General features: G+C 72.3%; 17 protein-coding genes. 6 read left to right on the plus strand and 11 right to left on the minus strand.

The annotated features are described in order from the left end of the window. Positions 1-24: 24 nt before the first annotated feature. A complete protein-coding gene (locus tag OG534_RS14155) occupies positions 25-1611 on the plus strand; it encodes a M23 family metallopeptidase (protein ID WP_326588447.1) in 1587 nt (528 codons plus the stop codon). 167 nt (positions 1612-1778) lie between these two features. Here the strand turns inward: OG534_RS14155 and pcrA are convergent, their stop codons facing one another. Further along, on the minus strand, positions 1779-4304 hold the full coding sequence (gene pcrA, locus OG534_RS14160; protein WP_326588448.1) for a DNA helicase PcrA: 2526 nt from the start codon (positions 4302-4304) through the stop codon (positions 1779-1781). A gap of 12 nt (positions 4305-4316) precedes the next feature. Further along, complete coding sequence (locus tag OG534_RS14165) at positions 4317-4676, minus strand: ArsR/SmtB family transcription factor (protein ID WP_326588449.1); 360 nt, start codon at positions 4674-4676, stop codon at positions 4317-4319. 140 nt (positions 4677-4816) lie between these two features. Here OG534_RS14165 and OG534_RS14170 point away from each other — a divergent pair, with 140 nt between their 5' ends. Further along, complete coding sequence (locus tag OG534_RS14170; protein ID WP_326588450.1) at positions 4817-5170, plus strand: hypothetical protein; 354 nt, start codon at positions 4817-4819, stop codon at positions 5168-5170. Positions 5171-5313: 143 nt separating this feature from the next. Then, positions 5314-6390, plus strand: a complete 1077-nt coding sequence (locus tag OG534_RS14175; RefSeq protein ID WP_326588451.1) for a C40 family peptidase — start codon at positions 5314-5316, stop codon at positions 6388-6390. Between the two features lie 87 nt (positions 6391-6477). Here the strand turns inward: OG534_RS14175 and OG534_RS14180 are convergent, their stop codons facing one another. The 4 genes from OG534_RS14180 to OG534_RS14195 all read right to left on the minus strand — a co-directional run bounded on the left by OG534_RS14180 (position 6478) and on the right by OG534_RS14195 (position 11019). Continuing rightward, positions 6478-7605, minus strand: coding sequence for an NYN domain-containing protein (locus OG534_RS14180; RefSeq protein ID WP_326588452.1), 1128 nt, complete (start codon positions 7603-7605; stop codon positions 6478-6480). A 193-nt stretch (positions 7606-7798) separates the two neighbouring features. After that, positions 7799-8902, minus strand: coding sequence for an alpha/beta hydrolase (locus OG534_RS14185; protein ID WP_326588453.1), 1104 nt, complete (start codon positions 8900-8902; stop codon positions 7799-7801). Between the two features lie 126 nt (positions 8903-9028). Then, positions 9029-9727, minus strand: coding sequence for a response regulator transcription factor (locus OG534_RS14190; RefSeq protein ID WP_326588454.1), 699 nt, complete (start codon positions 9725-9727; stop codon positions 9029-9031). Then, positions 9724-11019, minus strand: a complete 1296-nt coding sequence (locus OG534_RS14195) for a PspC domain-containing protein (protein ID WP_326588455.1) — start codon at positions 11017-11019, stop codon at positions 9724-9726. Before OG534_RS14195 ends, OG534_RS14190 begins: the two co-directional genes overlap by 4 nt. Positions 11020-11150: 131 nt before the next feature. On the opposite strand from OG534_RS14195, the gene OG534_RS14200 reads away from it, so the two are divergent. Both OG534_RS14200 and OG534_RS14205 read left to right on the plus strand, forming a co-directional pair. Beyond that, on the plus strand, positions 11151-12491 hold the full coding sequence (locus tag OG534_RS14200; protein WP_326588456.1) for a PspC domain-containing protein: 1341 nt from the start codon (positions 11151-11153) through the stop codon (positions 12489-12491). Continuing rightward, complete coding sequence (locus tag OG534_RS14205) at positions 12478-12702, plus strand: hypothetical protein (RefSeq protein ID WP_326588457.1); 225 nt, start codon at positions 12478-12480, stop codon at positions 12700-12702. Before OG534_RS14200 ends, OG534_RS14205 begins: the two co-directional genes overlap by 14 nt. On the opposite strand, the gene OG534_RS14210 is transcribed toward OG534_RS14205, so the two are convergent. The 4 genes from OG534_RS14210 to guaA form a co-directional block, all read right to left on the minus strand. Continuing rightward, positions 12648-13163: a TQO small subunit DoxD gene (locus OG534_RS14210; protein WP_326588458.1), complete on the minus strand. Its 516-nt coding sequence runs from the start codon at positions 13161-13163 to the stop codon at positions 12648-12650. The two genes, OG534_RS14205 and OG534_RS14210, sit on opposite strands and share 55 nt — an antisense overlap. Positions 13164-13181: 18 nt before the next feature. Continuing rightward, a complete protein-coding gene (locus OG534_RS14215; RefSeq protein WP_326588459.1) occupies positions 13182-14438 on the minus strand; it encodes a hypothetical protein in 1257 nt (418 codons plus the stop codon). Between the two features lie 101 nt (positions 14439-14539). Beyond that, a complete protein-coding gene (locus OG534_RS14220; protein WP_442807085.1) occupies positions 14540-15391 on the minus strand; it encodes a class II aldolase/adducin family protein in 852 nt (283 codons plus the stop codon). 126 nt (positions 15392-15517) lie between these two features. After that, on the minus strand, positions 15518-17104 hold the full coding sequence (gene guaA / locus OG534_RS14225; protein WP_326588460.1) for a glutamine-hydrolyzing GMP synthase: 1587 nt from the start codon (positions 17102-17104) through the stop codon (positions 15518-15520). Between the two features lie 295 nt (positions 17105-17399). Here guaA and OG534_RS14230 point away from each other — a divergent pair, with 295 nt between their 5' ends. Next, positions 17400-17663 carry a chorismate mutase gene (locus tag OG534_RS14230; RefSeq protein WP_326588461.1) on the plus strand — a complete coding sequence of 88 codons (264 nt, stop codon included), beginning with the start codon at positions 17400-17402 and terminating at the stop codon, positions 17661-17663. A gap of 308 nt (positions 17664-17971) precedes the next feature. On the opposite strand, the gene OG534_RS14235 is transcribed toward OG534_RS14230, so the two are convergent. Then, the gene (locus OG534_RS14235) at positions 17972-19621 is read right to left on the minus strand and encodes a peptidase (protein ID WP_326588462.1); all 1650 of its coding nucleotides are present in this window, start codon (positions 19619-19621) and stop codon (positions 17972-17974) included. Positions 19622-19643: the final 22 nt, after the last annotated feature.

Consider the following 19643-nt stretch of genomic DNA (forward strand, 5'->3'; position numbering starts at 1 on the left):
ACTGCCGAGGCGAAAGAGAAGTTGGTGAACGACCGCCCCTCGTCGGGCCCGTACCCGGATGCCGGGTACGACGGCCTTTCCACCACCGCTTTCGCTGGTGACTCGGCCTACGTTTCCTATGAAACGCAGGGCCAGGGGGTCAATTACGCCGCCTACGGCTCCTACGAGACCGGCGCGTACGACACCACCGCGTGGTCCTCTCAGGACGGTTACCTGTCCACGATCCCGTCCCAGAGCGTTCCCGAGGACACCACCGGGAGCTGGGACGCGAGTGCCTGGAACACGCCGGGCACGGACTATTCCGGTTACGCCCAGCACCAGCCGGCCTCCTTCGGCTACGACACCTCCGCAGAGCAGACCGGGCACTGGGCGATGCCGGGCTACGGCACCATCGGCACCGAGACCGGCGCCTACGACGCCACCGCCTGGAACACCGCCACGCAGGCCCCGGCCCAGCCCGAGGCCGCCTACACGTACGAGTACCAGCAGCCGGCGCAGCAGCAGCCGCAGCAGGAGTACACGTACGGGGCGACCTCCGTCGGCTACGCCTACGAGACCCAGGCCGTCGGCGTCGACTCCGGGATCCAGCACGGGTTCGAATCCGGCTACGAGCCTGCGTTCGAGACCGCGACCGCGGGCGACACCTACAGCGAGACCGCCGTCTTCGAGGTGCTCTCCGACGACACGCCCGAGGGCCACGAGGTCTACGAGGACCACGACCTCCACGAAGCCCTCGAACTGCCCGATGTCCACGAGCTGCACCAGGTCCACGACCTCCCCACGCAGGCCATGCCCGTGACCGCCGCTCCGCGCGCCGCGCGCCGGACCGCCGCCAAGGGCAACGGCAGGGGCGGCGCCAAGGCGAGCAGCAGCCGTCGCCGCAATCCGGCGAAGCGTTCCGCCCTGCTGACCGTGGCCGTGCCCTCCGCCTGCGTGATGGGTGTCGCGGGCGTCGCGGCCGCGTCCGTCGGCGGACTCGCCGGCGCGGAGAAGCCCGCCGAGGACACCACCACGATGGCCGCGCCCGACCCGGCCTCGGTGAAGCCGGTCGCGGCGAACACCAAGCTCGACACCCAGCTGGTCGCGCTCAGCGCCGACGCGGGCGACTTCGCGGACCGCGCGAGCCGCACGCAGGAGCGCATCGACCTGCACCAGCGCCAGGAAGACGAGAAGAAGAAGAAGGCGGAGGAGGCCGCGGCCAAGGAGGCCGCCCGCCCCAAGTTCGCCCTCCCCGTCTCCCAGCAGGGTCTCAGCGCCAACTTCGGCCAGTCCGGCGGCATGTGGATGTCCGTGCACACCGGCATCGACTTCCCGGTCTCCTACGGCACCCCGGTCATGGCGGCCACCGACGGCACGGTGCGCACCCAGTACAACAGCGCCTACGGGAACATGGCCATAGTGACCGCGCCCGACGGTACCGAGACCTGGTACTGCCACCTCAGCTCCACCAAGATCCGCGGTGGCAAGGTCAAGGCGGGCGACGTCATCGCGTACTCCGGCAACTCCGGCAACTCCACTGGCCCGCACCTCCACTTCGAGGTCCGGCCCGGCGGCGGGTCCGCGATCGACCCCCTGGCATGGCTCCGCAGCCACGGCCTGGACCCGAGGTAAATCCGCGGCCCAGCGACCGCGGGGCTCAGCGACCACTCAGCCCAGCGAGCGCGCGGCCCCGGCGGCCACACAGCCACGGCAACCACACAGCCCGGCGGCCACGCAGCCGGGCAACCGCCCGGCCCCGCGGCCACCTGCCGCCTGCCGCCTGCCGCCTGCCGCCTGCCTCAGAGCTTCTGCACCGGCGCGTAACGCAGCAGCAGCCGCTTGGGCTTGTCGTCCCCGAAGTCGACGGTCGCCTGCGCGTCCGCGCCCGCTCCCTTGACCTCCATGACGGTGCCGAGCCCGAACTGGTCGTGCGTGACCCGGTCCCCGACCGCCAGCGCGATGACCGGCTTGTCCGCAGCCCGTCGCGTCGCGAATCCGGACGGGCCCGCCTTCGTACGCGACGAGGAGAGGAACGCCTCCGGCGAGGTGCCGAACGTCGTCTTCCCCGCACCGGACAACCCGGACGACCCGTACCCCGAGCTGCGCATCGGCCCGGCCGGCTTCTGGGACGCGCCCGTCCGCTTCCACTGGAGGTACTCCGCCGGAATCTCCTCGAGGAACCGCGACGGCGGGTTGTACGAGGGCGTTCCCCACGCGCTGCGCATGCTGGAGCGGGTCAGGTACAGCCGCTCGCGCGCCCGCGTGATGCCGACGTAGGCGAGGCGGCGCTCCTCCTCCAGCTCCTTGGTCTGGCCCAGCGCCCGCATGTGCGGGAAGACCCCGTCCTCCATGCCGGTCAGGAACACCACCGGGAATTCGAGGCCCTTGGCGGTGTGCAGGGTCATGAGCGTGATGACGCCCGTGCCGTCGGTGTCCTCGTCCGGGATCTGGTCGGAGTCGGCGACGAGCGCGACCTGCTCCAGGAACTCGGCCAGCGTGCCGGGGCCGGGAGCCGGGGCCCCGGTCTCGGCGGCCTCGGCCGCCGCGGCTTCGCGCGCCTGCTCGAACTCCAGCGCCACCGCCGCCAGCTCCTGCAGGTTCTCGATGCGCGTCTCGTCCTGCGGGTCGGTCGACGCCTGGAGCTCGGCGAGGTAGCCCGTGCGCTCCAGCACCGCTTCGAGGACCACCGCCGGGCCGGCGCCCGAGTCGACGATCGTGCGCAGCTCCTCCATCAGCACGTTGAACCGCTTCACCGCGTTGGTGGAGCGCGCGGCCATGCCGAAGGCCTCGTCCACGCGCCGCAGCGCCTGCGGGAAGGTGATCTTCTCGCGCATCGCGAGGGCGTCGATCATCGCCTCGGCGCGCTCGCCGATGCCGCGCTTGGGCACGTTCAGGATGCGCCGCAGCGGGACGTTGTCCTCCGGGTTCGCGAGGACGCGCAGGTACGCGAGGACGTCGCGGACCTCCTTGCGCTCGTAGAAGCGGACGCCGCCCACGACCTTGTAGGGGAGTCCGACCCGGATGAAGATCTCCTCGAACACGCGCGACTGCGCGTTGGTCCGGTAGAAGATCGCGACGTCGCCCGCCTTGGCGTCGCCCGCGTCCGTCAGCCGGTCGATCTCGTCGGCGACGAACTGCGCCTCGTCGTGCTCGGTGTCCGCGACGTAGCCGGTGATGACCGCGCCCGTGCCGGCCTGGGTCCACAGGTTCTTGGCGCGGCGGTTCTCGTTGCGCTCGATGACGGCGTTGGCGGCGGAGAGGATCGTCTGCGTCGAGCGGTAGTTCTGCTCCAGCAGGATCGTCGTCGCGTCCTTGTAGTCCTCCTCGAACTGGAGGATGTTGCGGATGGTCGCACCGCGGAAGGCGTAGATCGACTGGTCGGCGTCACCCACCACGCACAGCTCGGCCGGGGGCAGGTCCGGATAGCCGGTGCCCACCAGCTCGCGCACCAGCGTGTACTGCGCGTGGTTGGTGTCCTGGTACTCGTCGACCAGGACGTGCCGGAAGCGGCGCCGGTAGTGCTCGGCCACGTCCGGGAAGGCCTGGAGCAGGTGGACGGTGGTCATGATGATGTCGTCGAAGTCGAGGGCGTTGGCCTCGCGCAGCCGCCCCTGGTACATCGCGTACGCCTGGGCGAGCGTCTTCTCGAAGCCGTCGACGGCCTGGTCGGCGAAGGCTTCCTCGTCGATCAGCTCGTTCTTCAGGTTCGAGATCTTGGCGGTGAAGGACTTCGGCGGGAACTTCTTCGGGTCCAGGTCGAGGTCGCGGCAGACGAGCGCCATCAGGCGCTTCGAGTCGGCCGCGTCGTAGATCGAGAAGGAGGACGTGAAGCCGAGCCGCTTGGACTCGCGGCGCAGGATGCGCACGCACGCGCTGTGGAAGGTGGAGACCCACATGGCGTTGGCGCGCGGGCCGACCAGGCTCTCGACGCGCTCCTTCATCTCGCCGGCGGCCTTGTTGGTGAAGGTGATCGCGAGGATCTGGCCGGGGTGGACGTTGCGCGCGGACAGCAGGTGTCCGATGCGGTGGGTCAGCACCCGGGTCTTGCCGGAGCCGGCGCCGGCCACGATGAGCAGCGGGGATCCCGCGTGCACCACGGCCGCGCACTGCTCCTCGTTGAGCCCGTCCAGGAGCGTCGCCGGGTCGATGACGGGCCTGGGGGCGCCGTCCCGGTAGTACGCGTCCCCGCTCATGGGCACGTCGAACCGACCCCCGAACAGATCGTCCGCGCCCGCTTCCGGGGCGGCGTGATCCTCGGGCGGCGGCGGGACCTCGTCGGAGGGGGTGAGGTCCGCCAGGAAACTGTCGTCAAAGAGGCTGCTCATCGCATTCCGAGTCTAGGGTGCGGGACCGACAGCCGGTTCCGCCCCCGGAAAATCCCTCGGAGGGAACGCGTCGGCCAGCACGATCTCCAGCAGGCCGGGGAAGCATCGTTGCAGGTCGTCGCGCCGCAGTACGAGGTGGAGCTTGCGGCCCCGGGGACTCTGGCGGATCACGCCGCTCTCGCGCAGCGTCCGGAGGTGGTGCGTGACGCTCGACCTGGGCAGGTCCGGGACGACCTCTCCGCAGCATGCCTCCTCGCCGGAGGCGAGCCTGCGGACGATCTCCAGGCGGACGGGATGTCCGAGCGCCGCCAGGACCTCGACCAGTTCGATCCGGTCGGCGGCGGGGTGGGGGAGCTCAGCTGCGGCGGCCATGGAGGCCACTGTACGCAGATCTCGTACAGAGCCTTCGTGCGGAGCCTTCGTGCGGAGCTCTCGTACGGAGATTCCGGTGGGGTTCCGCGGGGGGCCGCCCGCCCGCGGGCGCCGTACGACCGCCCCGTACGCTCGACGCCATGGACGTACTCATCAATGTCTTCGTCGGCCTGCACATCATCGGGATCGCCTCGCTCCTCGGTGGCTTCCTGACCCAGATGAAGGCGATGAGTGCGGGTACGGCCCGCTTCACGCCCGCCATGCTGCACGGTGCGCTCACCATGCTCGTCACCGGCGTACTGCTCGTCGGCTTCAACGAGATGGACGGCACGCCCGTCAACAACATCAAGGTCGGCGTGAAGCTCGCGCTCCTCTTCGTGATCCTCGCCCTCGTCTACGTCAAGCGCGACGAGGAGCGGGTGGAGAAGGCCCTGTTCGGCGCGGTGGGCGGGCTGACCATGGTCAACATCTTCATCGCCGTTCTCTGGCACTGATCCGCACCGGACCGGTCCATTCCGGTCCCGAGCGGCCACCTCCAGTCACATCAGGCCACTTACGATCATCTCGTCATCGGCCCGTTACCTCCGGGTCTAGCGTCCTCCTCCAAGCACCGGCAGAGGAAGGACGTGAGGCCCCCGTGGCCAGTCATCGAAAGCCCAGGCAGCGCCCGCTCTCCGGCGGCACGGTACGGACCGCCGCCACCCTCGCCCTCGCGGGCGCTGCCACCGCCACCGCCTTCGAAGGCACCTCCCAGGCCGACCCCCGGCTCACCCCCTCCCAGGTCAAGTCGGAGGTGGACCGGCTCTACGAGGAGGCCGAGGCGGCGACCGAGCGGTACAACGGGGCGAAGGAGAAGGCCGACGAGGCCGAGCGCGCGCTGACCGGCCTGCGCGAGGAGACCGCCCGCAAGACCGACCAGCTCAACACCGCCCGCAGCGCGCTCGGGACGCTCGCCGCCTCCCAGTACCGCAGCGGCTCCCTGGGCACCGCCGTGCAGCTCGCGATGGCGGACGACCCGCAGGAGTACCTCGCCCAGTCCTCCTTCATCGCCCGCGCCGGGGACCGCAACGCCGCCGGGATCACCACCGTGCGCCGCCGGCTCGACGAGGTCGGGAGGCTGAGGGAGCAGGCCGCCGGACGCCTCGCCGACCTCCGCTCCCAGCAGGAGGAGCTCGCCGGCCACAAGGCCACCATCGAGGGCAAGCTCGACACCGCCAGGCGCCTGCTGGCCAAGCTCACCGCGGAGGAGCGGGCCGCCTACGAGGCCCAGTCCCCCGGCGCCGCGTCCGGAGCCGCTTCCGGAGCCGCCCCCGGAGCGGCACCCGCCGCCCCGAAGGGCAGCGCGCCCCCGGCGCCCGCCGACGGTTCCCGCGCGGCCCGCGCCGTGGCCTTCGCGTACGGGGCGATCGGCAAGCCGTACGTCTGGGGCGCGACGGGCCCCGCCTCCTTCGACTGCTCGGGCCTGACCCAGGCTGCCTGGCGCTCGGCCGGGGTCTCCCTGCCCCGCACCACCTACACCCAGATCAACGCCGGCCGGCGCGTGTCCCGCGACCAACTGGCCCCCGGCGACCTGGTGTTCTTCTACTCCGGCGTGACCCACGTGGGCCTCTACATCGGCAACGGCCAGATGATCCACGCCCCGCGCCCCGGATCGACGGTCCGGCTGGCACCGATCGACTCGATGCCCTGGGCCGGCGCCTCCCGGCCCGCGTGACCCCCTCACGGCTTCCCTCACGGCTTCCCTCACGGCTTCCTTCACGGCCTCCTTCACGGCTTCCTCCACGCCTCCCCCGCTCCCCCGTCACGTCCGCGCGCAGTGCCCGCACGTCCCGCGCCGGCGGAGGTAGTAGGCCAGGGTGGCGGCGCCCAGCGCGGCTCCCCACACCACCCAGAGCATCGCGGGGTAGTTGGTCCCCCAGCCGAAGGGATGGTTCCCGCCGCGGATCATCTGGAGGCCGCCGGGGATGAGCACCACCGCCACGAGCAGGGCCGGGACGATCGCGGTGGCGAGGCCGACCGGCCTGCCCGCCTTGAACGGCACCCACCGCGGCCAGACCTCGCCCCAGCGCGCGACGAGTCCGTGGGTCAGCACGCCCCCGGCGGTCGACAGGACGGCCAGGCCGAGTCCGATGCCGAGCATGCCCGGGGTGTCCTGCATGTCCTTGAGGAAGGCGTCGGTGATGCCCAGCGGGTGGCCGAAGAACCAGGCCACCCTCGTCACGTCGTACGGGATGCTCGACAGCACGGCGACCAGTACGGCCGTGCGCCCCCAGCGGGCCGCCGACGCCGGCGCGGTCCACGCGGCCGCCCTGCCGCCGCGCCCGCAGTGCGTGCACAGTCCGCGGGTCCGCCGCTGGTAGGCCAGCGTGGCCAGGGTCCAGAGCACGCCGCCCACGAACAGGATGAGCAGGTTGTCCCGGTGCCAGTAGAGGATGTCGCCGATGCCGTCCTGCGGACCGGGCACCCCGGTGAAGGCGAACACCACGAGCAGCGGCGAGAAGGCGACCACGGCGATCAGCGTGTAGTCCTGCAGGACCACCGTGAGCGCGAGCGCCTGCGCCCAGCCGAGGGCCAGGAGCGCGCGCCGGACGCCCCTCGTGTGCTGTCGCTGTCCGCGGCGGGCCATCAGCACCCCGCAGACCGCCCCCGCCAGGCCGACCGCCGCGATCACCGGCGCCACGACGGCGGCCCGGCTCGGTTCGAGGAGGGAGGCCGTGGAGCGGTCCTGGGCGACCGGCCCGAACGGGTAACCGCCGCCGCCCAGCGCCCAGTACAGCCCGGCCGCTCCGTAGAGGAGGGACCACACGGCCGCCGCGTACGGGGCCCAGTGCGGCCAGCCCGACCACCACCGGCGGCGCACCGCCGCCTCGGCCGCCGTCTCCGCCGCCGCCTCCGCCTGCCCGTTCCTGCTCTCCACCGCATGTGCCATGACCCTGAGCCCCCTTGGATTCGTCCTGGGACCAGGCTCCCGGCCTGCGGGTATCGGGCGCATCGACCGATCGGCAGAGATCGGCGGCCGGCCGGCCCGGCGGGCATCCGCCGATCGGCAGACGCCGGACCGGAGCGGACCGGACTCGCGCCGACCGGAGCGGACCGGACCCGCGCCGACCGGAGCGGACGCCCTACGGCGCCTTGACCACGCCGCTCAGCCAGCCGAAGGTCTGCGGCAGTTGCTTGGACCACGATTCGAGGTTGTGGCCGCCGACCACCTTCTCCGCGTGCACCGAGGTCGGCGACAGCGCGGCGGCCTTGACGTCCATGCCGGACAGGTAGCCGTCCTGCTCGGCGCCCGACATCCACAGCGACACGGGCGGCGGCGTCGGCTGCGTCTTGAGCACGTGCAGCAGGTTGTGGGTGCGGCGCAGCTCCGGGTCCTGCGCGACGAGCGAGGAGGGCTCCTGGCCGGGGTCGTTGTAGCCGGACAGGGAGACGGCCGCGCTGTAGCGGTCGGGGTGGGCGATCGCCAGCTTGGCGGAGCAGTAGGCGCCGGCCGAGTACCCGGCCACGCCCCAGCTGCGGGCCTCGTCCGTGGTCCGGAAGTTGTCGACGACCATCTTGCGGACGTCGACGCTGAACCAGCTGTCGGCGTTGACCTTGCCGGGGAGGTTGGCGCAGCCGGTGTCGGCGTTGCCGAGCAGCATGGCGCGCGGCGAGACCAGGATGAACGGCTGCACCTTGCCGCTCTTCATCAGCGGCTCCAGCACCTCGTGCACCTTGAGCCCCTGGAACCAGGACTTCCCCGTCCCCGGTATGCCCGGGATCAGCTCGACCACCGGGAACTTCTTGCCCTTGTAGGCCGGGTCGTCGTACTGCGGCGGCAGCCACACCAGGACGTCGCCCTTGACCCCGGAGATCTTGCCGTCGAGCTCGGTCTTCTGGACCCGCCCGCCGAGGCCCTCCACCGGCTGGAATTCCTGGCGCACCTTCGGCGCCTCCGCGGCCTTCTTGCCGCCGAGCCCGTCCGGTCCGAGGTCGGGCGCGGCCGTGACGTACGTGCCGGTGCCGAGCAGATCGCCCCAGGAGGCGTAGAAGTGCTCGGCCCTGTTGAGGGCGACGAAGACCACCGCGATGGCGGTGACCTGGGCGAACACCACCATCAGGGCACGCAGCGCGGTGCGTACGACGGCGGGGCCGCGCACCTTGCTCCACACGGCCAGCGGAAGGATTACGGCGATCGCGGTCAGCGCGATCACCAACGCGAAGAAGGGTGTACCGGTCAAGCTCATCACGCCAGCCTAGAGGGCGGCATCGCGGCTTCCGGTTGCCAGGTCGACCTGCGGTGTGGGTCACACCGCAGGTCACGCCCCCCTGACGTCCGCTGACGTCCCCCGGCCGGCGTCACGCGCCCGACGTCACACCAGGCGGCGGGCCGTCGCCCAGCGCGTCAGTTCGTGCCGGTTCGACAGCTGGAGCTTCCTGAGCACCGCCGAGACGTGCGATTCCACCGTCTTCACCGAGATGAAGAGCTGCTTGGCGATCTCCTTGTACGCGTACCCGCGCGCGATCAGCCGCAGCACCTCGCGCTCGCGCTGGGTGAGCCGGTCCAGGTCCTCGTCCACCGGCGGGGCGTCCGTCGACGCGAAGGCGTCGAGCACGAAGCCCGCCAGCCGCGGCGAGAAGACCGCGTCCCCGTCCTGCACACGGAAGATCGAGTCCACCAGGTCGGTGCCGGTGATGGTCTTGGTGACGTACCCGCGCGCACCGCCCCGGATGACCCCGATGACGTCCTCGGCCGCGTCCGACACCGACAGGGCCAGGAACCGCACCGGGTTCTCGGCCGCCGCCATCAGCGGGGCGCAGCGCCGCAGCACCTCGACGCCGCCGCCGCCCGGCAGGTGCACGTCGAGCAGGACCACCTCGGGCCGGGTGGCGGTGATGACCGTGACGGCCTGGTCGACGTCGGCCGCCTCGCCGACGACCTCGACCCCGGTGCGTTCGGTCTCGCCGATCTCGGCCTGCACGCCCGTGCGGAACATCCTGTGGTCGTCGACGAGCACCACCCTGACCTGCCTGGCCGCCCCCACGCCTGCGTTCTCTCCGGACTCGGTCATGCTGTGTTCGCCGCCCTCTCCATCTCCAGCTCGACTTCCGTGCCGCCGTCGGGCGCGGACCGCAGCCGTGCGGTCCCGCCGTTGCGCTGCATCCGGCCGATGATCGATTCTCGTACGCCCATGCGGTCGTCCGGTACCGCGTCGATGTCGAAGCCCGGTCCCCGGTCCCGTACGGACACGAACACCGTCTGCCCCTCCACCTCCGCGTACACCTGTACGGGCCCGCCCTCGCCACCGTACTTGGCGGCGTTGACCATCGCCTCGCGCGCGGCCTGGACCTGCGCCGCCAGCCGCTCGTCGAGCGGGCAGTCGCCGACGACCACGACCTCGATCGGGACGCCGTGGTGGTCCTCCACCTCGGCGGCGGTCTTCTTCACGGCTTCCGCCAGGGTGGCCGGCTCCTCCGCCTCGTCCTTGCCGGTGCCCTCGGGCTTGTAGAGCCAGTTCCGCAGTTCGCGTTCCTGCGCCCGCGCGAGGCGGCGCACCTCTCCGGCGTCCTCCGCGTTGCGCTGGATCAGGGTGAGGGTGTGCAGCACCGAGTCGTGCACGTGGGCGGCGACCTCGGCGCGTTCCTGGGCGCGGATGCGCATCAGGCGTTCCTCGGACAGGTCCTGGGTCATCCGGATCAGCCAGGGTCCGGCGAGCAGGGCCACGCCGACGAGGACCGCGAGGGTGGCGGTGAGGACGTTGCCGAGCTGTGCGGCGGAGCCCCGTACGACGATGAAGACGGTCAGGCCCACCCCGACCAGGGCGACGCCTGCCAGGGCTCGCGCGACCTGGAAGAGGCGTCCGTGCCGTCCGGCGGCCGTGGACCAGTGGGCACGGCGGGCGTTGTCGGCCTGCCGCCATACGAGCACGACCCCGGCCCCGACCAGCAGCGTCGGCCACACGTACCGGCCGGAGGCGCCGCCGAGCTGGACCTTGGAGATGAAGATGCCCGCGCCGATGAACAGGGCGATCAGCGCGGTGATCTGCCCGCGGTCGGGTTTGCGCAGCCGGCGGCTGCCGTCGGGGAGGGTCTCGAAGAAGGAGCGGTGCCCGGCGCGGCCGCCGACGCCGAGCGGTACGAAGACCCAGAACGCGGCGTACAGCAGCACGCCGAGTCCGTCGCCCCACATGAAGAGGAGGAGGAACGCCAGCCGGACCCAGCCCACGGGCAGCCCGAGGTGCCCGGCGAGACCGCGCGCGACGCCGCCGAGCATCCGGCCGTCGGCGCTGCGGTAGAGCTTGCGCTGCGGCGGTTCGTCGGCCTCGGATGCGTGCGGGGTACGGGGAGCGGCGGCTACGGGCATGTCACCAAGGGTCACATGCGCGGCGGCGGCCCGGCATCAGGGCAGCCCCCCACTTCTGCCCGGGGGATATCAGGGTTGCGCCAGGGTCGGGCCCGGTGCCGCACGCCGCCGCGGCCCGTCACCATGGACACATGACCGAAGTACACGAAGCCCCTCCGGCGGACCCCGGGGCCCCCGGGGTCCCCGAGGCCGCCGATCCGCGGCCGCCCCTGCGCCGCAGCAAGCGCGACAAGGTCCTCGCGGGCGTGTGCGGCGGCCTGGGCCGGTACTTCGAACTCGACCCGGTGGTCTTCCGGATCGTCCTCGGTGTCCTCGCGGTCACCGGAGGCGTCGGTCTGATCTTCTACGGCTTCGCGTGGCTGCTGCTCCCGCAGGAGGGCGAGGACGACAGCGAGGCGAAGAAGCTGCTGACCGGCCGGATCGAGGGAGCCACGCTGGCGGCGGTGTTCGCCGCCCTGGTCGGCTGCGCGCTGTTCCTGTCGATGCTGGACAACGGCGGGCTGGCGGCCTTCTCGGTCCTGGTCATCCTGGCGCTGGGCGGGGCCTCGTACTGGTCGCAGCGGCGCCGGCACACCCACGCGCCCGAGGCCGAGGCCCCCGCCGAGGGCGGTACCGCCCACCGGCCCGTGCACTCGCCCGCCCCGCCGGAGACGAAGGCCCCGCCCACCCCCGGTGGCCCCTCCTGGTGGCGGGACCCGCTGGTCAAGGACGGCACCACCGGCCCGGTCGGCGGGACGGGATACCTGTGGGGGCCCGACGACGCCGCCGACCCGGTGGCGGCCGACGACGGCCCGCGGCCGGCCGCGAAGCCGGCCGCCGCCCCGGTCCGCCGGCGCGGCGGCATCGGCGGCCGGGTCTTCCTGCTGGCCCTGCTGGCCGGGGTCGTCGCGACCGCCGCCGACTGGGAGGGCCGGCCGCTGGGCGAGGCCCTGCAGGCCGGGCTCTCCGCCGCGCTGATCGTCTTCGGTCTGGGCCTCGCGGTCAGCTCCCTGCTGGGGCGCACCGGCTTCGGCACGGTCGTGCTGGCCGTGTTCACCTCGGGCCTGCTCGCGGGCGCGGCGGCGCTGCCCCGCGAGATCGGCACCGACTGGCGGGAGGTCTCCTGGCGTCCGGCCGCGGTGGCCGACGTACGGCCCGTGTACGAGGCGGGCACCGGGCTCGCCACCCTGGACCTGAGCCGCCTGGACGTGTCGAAGGGCACCTCCGTGGCGGTCGAGGCCTCCATCGACGCGGGCCGGCTCAAGGTGATCCTGCCCCGGGAGGTCACCGCGCAGGCGGACGTCACCATCCGGCGGCTCGGCGACATCCAGCTGCCCGGGGACCACGCGGGCCGGATCGAGCGGGCCGGTGCCGGGGAGCAGAACCGGCAGGAGACCCTGCCGCCGCCCGCCGGCACCGAGGCCGGCGGGACGATCGAGCTGCACCTCAGCGCGGGTGTGGGACAGGTGGAGGTGGCCCGTGCGGCGTCATGAGTTCCAGCCGGGACGGCTGATCGCGGGACTGGTCCTGCTGTGCGCGGGCGTGCTCTACCTGCTCGACAACACCGGCGAGGCGGACCTGCCCTGGTTCGCGGTCGTCCCGCTCACCGTGGGCGGGCTCACCCTCGCCGCGCTGGTGGGGATGGTGACCTACGCCGTACGCCGGGACAGACGCGACCGGATCAGCGAGTCCAGCGACAGGTAGGGCGCGCCCGCGAGGATCAGCGGGGTCCAGGCCACCAGGTAGATCAGGTCGTTGCCGTAGTAGTACGGGGTCACCGCCCACGACACCGTGAGCCACAGGCTGAGCGAGATCAGCGCCCCGCCGACGGCCGCGACACGGGTCAGCAGACCGGCCAGGGCCCCGAGGCCGACCAGGATCTCCCCGATGGCGATGGCGACGGCGAAGCCGACGGGCGAGTTCAGCGACATGTCGACCAGGGCGGGCACGGCCGACGTGTCGCGCACCCCGCGCATCATGTCGCCGATGGAGCCCTCGCCGGAGGCGGAGAGGAAGGCGGAGTCGGTCAGCTTGTCCAGGCCGGCGTAGACGAAGGTCACGCCGAGGAAGATCCGCAGGGGCAGCAGCGCGTGCCGGGATGCCAGCTCACGCAGGCCCGCCGCGTCGCGAGGGGCACGGGCGTCAAGAACATCGGTTCGGGTCACGCGACATGTGTACCCCGATCACTCGGCCACGTCGATGGTGCAGCGGTTGGATTCCACTCCGGCGGCCGTGACCACCTGGACCTCGACGCGCCCGGGTTCCACTTCCGCCGGCACCGGCACGGTCAGCACGGCGTCGGAGGGGTTGGTGAACCCGCCCGCCACCGGGACGAGCGGAACGTGCACGTGCACCGCCCCGATCCGTACCACCAGCCGGGCCAGCATCTCCGGCGTCTGCGCCCCGGGAGGCACGAAGCCCACGCCCCGGATCTCGATGTCGTCCCCGGGGCGGACGGCCGCGTCCAGGTCCCCGGGCTCCCGTCTGCGCACCACCGACAGCACGAGCGGGCGGCTGCCCTCCGCGTACTTCGCCGCCAGGTACACCGCGGCCGACAGCGCCACGAGCAGGGCCAGCGCCCAGGGCAGCTGCGGCAGCCGGTCCGGGAAGCGGGCCAGCGAAGCCGCCGCGTAGGCCAGCACCACGGTCGACACGAGGACGTACTGCGCGTCCGGGAAGCTCCCTCGGCCCGCGTCGTCCGTCAGGAGGTCCACTCCGCGCGGCCGGTCGGCGGGCAGCTTCTGCAGCCGCTGCCCCATGATCCGTACGGAGACCACCCGGCGCACCAGCACCGCCACCGCCGAGGTCAGCGAGACCACCGCCAGCAGCGGCAGCGCCCGGTCCAGCGCGAAGCCCGCGTACAGCGCCTGCCGCTCGGGCCCGGGCGTCGAGGCGGCCAGCCGCAGCGCGGGCAGCAGCGTGGCGAACGCCGTCAGCACCACCCAGGCGCTCGGCACCGTCTTCGACGTGGACAGCCGGTTGTCCTCGCCCACCAGCGGGGCCAGCAGCCCGCCGCGCACCGACTGGGCGCGGGCCGCGACCGTGAGCAGCCCGGCCAGCGACAGCGCGGCCAGCAGCCCGGCGGTGCGCGCCGCGGACCAGCCGGTGCCGAGCGCGGCGGCCACCTGGACCAGCAGCAGGACCCCTGCGGCGATCCACACGGCGAGCACGGCCCGCCGCGAGAACAGGTACAGCCAGGAGTTCCCGGCCTCCCGGCCCCGGTCGGCGACGGTACGGGCCGACAGGGTCAGCTCGTCGGAGACCCACTGCCGCGAGGCGCCGAGCGAGTGGGCCACGGCGGCCGGCACGCCCTGCCCGGAGGCGAACTCGTCGCGCTTCTCCAGGAACGCGGCGACCGCGCGGCGGTGTCCTTCCCGTGCGCACTCCTCGCAGGCGCAGGCGGTGGTGTGGGTACCTCGGGACATCTCTTGGACAGCCACTGCGTGCCGCCTCTCTGAACTACGGTGCAATGCCAGCGAATTGTGCACCACTGCGGCAGTGCTCCGGATTGCGCACGATGTCAGAGCAGGTGATTAACGGTTCATGATGTTGACGCCACCGGCCGCGCCGCCTCGTCGGCCAGCGGCTGGTAGCTCACCCAGGCGGCCAGATCGGACCCGAACCGCTCGCGGGTGGCGACCGCGGCCCGGTGCTCGATCGGCACCGGCTTGCCCGCCGACCGGGCGATCAGCTGCACCTGCGCCGCCCGCTCCGCCGCGATGAACCACCAGGCCGCGGCGTCCACCGAGTCCCCGACCGTCAGCAGCCCCCGGTTGCGCAGGATCAGCGCCTTGTACGGGCCGAGCGCGAGCGCGATCCGGGCGGCGTCGGCGTCCCCCTCCCCGGCGAACTCGTCCAGCAGCGCGTGGTCCTCGTAGAAGGCGCAGGCCTCCTGGGTGACCGGGGCCAGCAGTTCGCCGAGGGCCGCGAGCGCGCGTCCGTACGGGGCCTGCGCGCGCACCACGGCCACCACCTCGGGGCGCCGCCGGTGGACCGCCGCGTGCACGGCGAAGGCCAGCTGGTTGACCCGGCGCCCTCCCCGGACCACCCGCCCGTCCCCGTCGACCAGCAGCAGGTCGTCGGCGGTGAGCGCGGCGAAGGCCCGTCCGAAGGGGTTCACCCAGTAGCAGTCCTCGAACTCGGGGTCCCGCGCGGTGATCTGCCCGGCCACCCCGTCCTCGTACCCCAGCCGCCCCAGCAGCCGCAGCGCCCCGGCGAGCCGCTCCTTGCGGTGGGCGCGCGCCGCCTCGACGGTGTCGTGCACGGGCGGCATCTCGAAGCCGAGCCGCTCCACGGGCACGGGTGCGGGCGCGGGTGCGGGTACGGATGCGGGTGCGGGCACGGATGCGGGCAGGGGTACGGGCAGGGGTACGGATGCGGGCCGATCCGGCATGGGCCCTCCTCACGGTCGCCTTCGGGTCGCGGCGCAAGGTACCCGCGCCCCCGCGAAGTGGCCAGACACGCGACGAAGCCGCCGCTCCGGAGGGAGCGGCGGCTTCGGTCAGGCGGTGGGTGGGGACTACTCCCACTCGATGGTGCCCGGGGGCTTGCTCGTGCAGTCGAGGACCACCCGGTTCACCTCCGGCACCTCGTTGGTGATGCGGGTCGAGATCTTCGCGAGGACCTCGTACGGCATGCGCGTCCAGTCCGCGGTCATCGCGTCCTCGGAGGAGACGGGGCGCAGCACGATCGGGTGGCCGTAGGTGCGGCCGTCACCCTGGACGCCGACGCTGCGGACGTCCGCGAGCAGGACGACCGGGCACTGCCAGATCTCGCGGTCCAGGCCGGCCGCGGTGAGCTCGTGGCGGGCGATGGCGTCGGCCTCGCGCAGCAGGTCCAGGCGGTCCTTGGTGACCTCGCCGACGATGCGGATGCCGAGGCCGGGGCCGGGGAAGGGCTGGCGCTGGACGATCTCGTCGGGCAGGCCGAGCTCCTGGCCGACCATCCGGACCTCGTCCTTGAACAGCTGGCGCAGCGGCTCGACGAGCTCGAACTCGATGTCGTCGGGGAGGCCGCCCACGTTGTGGTGGGACTTGATGTTCGCGGTGCCGGTGCCGCCGCCGGACTCGACGACGTCCGGGTACAGCGTGCCCTGCACCAGGAAGGCCACGTCCGCGCCGCCCTCGGCGATGATCTCGGCCTGGGCCTGCTCGAAGACGCGGATGAACTCGCGGCCGATGATCTTCCGCTTGGTCTCCGGGTCGGAGACGCCGGCGAGCGCGTTCAGGAAGCGCTCCTGCGCGTCGACGACCTTCAGCTGCACGCCGGTGGCGGCGACGAAGTCCTTCTCGACCTGCTCGGTCTCGCCCTTGCGCATCAGGCCGTGGTCGACGTAGACGCAGGTCAGCTGCGAGCCGATGGCCTTCTGGACGAGGGCCGCGGCGACCGCGGAGTCCACGCCGCCGGAGAGGCCGCAGATGGCGCGCTTGTCGCCGACCTGCTCGCGGATGGCCGCGACCTGCTCCTCGACGATGTTGCCGGTGGTCCAGGTGGGGGCGAGGCCGGCGCCGCGGTAGAGGAAGTGCTCCAGGATCTGCTGGCCGTGCGTGGAGTGCATCACCTCGGGGTGGTACTGCACGCCGTACAGCTTCTTCTCGTCGTTCTCGAAGGCCGCGACCGGGACGACGTTCGTCGACGCGGTGACGGTGAAGCCCTCGGGTGCCGCGGAGCAGGCGTCGCCGTGGGACATCCACACCGACTGGTTGTCGGGGGTGCCCTCGAAGAGGGTGGAGCCGGGCTTGGAGACGTCCAGCGGGGTGCGGCCGTACTCGCGGGCGCCGGTGTTGTCGACCTGACCGCCGAGGGTGGTCGCCATCAGCTGGAAGCCGTAGCACATGCCGAAGACGGGGACGCCGGCCTCGAACAGGGAACGGTCGAGCTGCGGAGCGCCGGCCTCGTACACGGAGGACGGACCGCCGGAGAGGATGATCGCCTTGGGGTTCTTGGCCAGCATCTCGTCGACGGGCATCGAGCTCGGCACGATCTCGCTGTAGACCCGTGCCTCGCGGACGCGGCGGGCGATGAGCTGGGCGTACTGGGCGCCGAAGTCGACGACGAGAACCGTGTCCGGGGCGCTGTCGTGGGCGGCGGAGGGTGCTTCTGGCACGGGGCGGCCTTCCGGCGGAAGAGGTGGCTGTTTTGTCGATTCTAACGGGGGGCGTAGGGGCCTCTTCGTCTCACCATCCGAATCGGCTTGGCCCGGAGGGGCACGGAAGGCCATAATCCGTTCCATGCGCAAGCAGCTGAGCTTCCTCTTTACCTATGGCACCGGCCGGTCCGGTCGCCATGGGTCCTCGTGATGCTCGCTTGAGCCGCTGACTTCCCAGAGCGCCCCGGTCCGACAGGACCGGGGCGCTCCGGCGTTTCCGCTCCTGTCGGCACAACCCACAGGAGACACGACCATGAGCACGATCACGACCACCCCCGAGCAGCTGATCGCCGGCTCCCGCACGCGCATCGACGCCCTCGACGACCGGATCATCGGCCTGATCCAGGAGCGGATGGCCGTCTCGACGGTCATCCAGGACGCCCGGATCGCCTCCGGCGGCCGCCGGGTGCACCTGTCCCGCGAGATGGAGGTGCTCTCGCACTGGAGCGACGCGCTCGGAAAGCCCGGCACCGCCCTCGCCATGACGCTGCTGGAGCTGTGCCGGGGCCGCGTGTGACGGTCGTTCGTCACTCTTCCGGACCGTGACCGGCCCGCCGGGCCCTTCGTTGGTGAGGTTGTCCGCGGCAGCCAGCCGCGGAACCGCAACACCACGCGTGGCTCCGCTGGGAGCGATGAGACGCACGCCCCGTGGAGCGTGCGTCGTGGGACCTCGCTCCTTCGCGTGACCGGACGGCAGGGGACAGCAGCCCGGTCACCCCGTAGGACGGCCGGCCCTGGGGACGCCCGGGGCCGGCCGTTCTGCGTGCTCGCACCGCCTGCGAAGTGACGCCTGCGAAGTGACACCTACGGGTTGCGCCTACGGGGTTACGCGCGCCCGGCCGCCTTGCGGCGGAAGGCCAGGACCAGGGCGCCGCCTGCGGCGACCAGCACCGCGCCGCCGAACGCGAGCGTCCCGGCGGAGGTGCCGGTGGAGGCGAGGCCGCCGTTCGGCCTGGCGTCGGTGCCGCTGCCGGCCGTGGCCGAGGCGGTCGCTGTCGGGGTCGGCGTGGCGGAGGCCGTCGGGGTCGGCGTGGCCGAGGTGGTCGGCGTCGGCGTGGTGCCGCCGCCCTTCGCGTTGATCACGAAGGACGCCTTGTCGTTGGCGTGGTTCGGGTCCCACCGCTGGCCCTGGGTGCCGCCCGGGGTCCACTGGCCGACCGAGACGGAGCCCTTGGCGTCCGTCACGACCTTCTCGATCTTCAGCTCGAACGGGTAGGAGAACGTCTCCCTCTCCCCCACGACGTCGCCGGTGGAGCAGAAGTAGCGCGGCGCTCCCAGGGCCTGCTCGCGGTCGCTGCCGTCGGCGTTGACGCCCTTGCAGCCGGCCGGCACCTTCGTGACCCTCGCGCCCGCCGGGATCACGATGTCCGTGCGGGCGACGTCCTCACCGGAGCGCAGGTGCGCGATCCACGCGGGGCCCTTGTTGCGGAAGCCGAGGTCGGCCTTCACGGTCTCGCCGGCCTTGCCCTTGAGGGACACCGGCGCGGCCACGAGGTCCGCGGTGTTCTTCGTCGCGAAGTCGAACTCCTGGACGTTGTTCCAGGGATCCAGGTCCACCGACCGCACGGACGCGGACGCCTTGGGGGCCCGCTTCTGCACGGTCAGCTTCTTGCCGTTGGCGGGCCGGCCGAGCTTTCCGGTCTTCGGCTGGTCGCCGCTCGCGTAGACCGCGTAGGTCAGCCCGTCGAGGAAGGCGTGCGGGGCGGCCTTGAGGGTCAGCGGGCCGTCGAGGCCGTAGACCGCGCCCGCCTCGTACTCGCCCTCCAGCAGGCACTGCACCGTGGTCCAGCCGCTGTTCCACGACCGGTCCTCGCTCGCGTCCTCGGAGTAGGAGCAGTTGTCGTACTGCTCCACCAGGCCGATGCCGTGCGTGGTGCGCACCTCGAGCACCACGCCATGGACGGACTCGGTGCCCTCGTTGGCGAAGACGACCGGCAGGGCCTGCTTGTCGCCCGGCTTCTGCTCCGCCTTGAGGCGGGCCGGCTCCATCACCAGGTCGGGGCCGCCGACCCGCACCTTGGTGGTGGCGGACTTGAAGGTGGCGCCGTCCGCCGTGCCGGTGACCGTCAGGTCGGCGGCCACGCCGGCCTTGACGTCCTTGGCGGCGCGGACGTCCAGGTCCACGACGGTGGTCTCGCCGGCCCACAGCGCGGGGCGCTTGCAGGTCACCGCCGCGGCGGTGAGCGTGCAGGCCGAGCCCTGCTGCCCGGCGAGCGTGACGTCGGCGACGCCCTTGAGCGGGCTCAGGTCGATCGTGAAGGTGCTCTGGCGGCCGAACGCCTTGCCGGAGTCGTTGACGAGTCGGAACTCGACGGAGGTCTTCTGCGGTTCACCGCCCTGACCGGGGTGCGGGCGCAGGCCGATCCCGGCCGGTCCGGCCAGGGTGAAGACGGGGTCCGCTGCGTGTGCGGGAGTGGTGGACAGCCCCAGGGCCACGAGGCCACAGGCAGCCAGCAACGAGATGCGCTTTCTCATGCAGCCGTTGACCTTCGAGCGT

The organism is Streptomyces sp. NBC_01294 (genome assembly GCF_035917235.1).
GTDB lineage: Bacteria > Actinomycetota > Actinomycetes > Streptomycetales > Streptomycetaceae > Streptomyces > Streptomyces caledonius.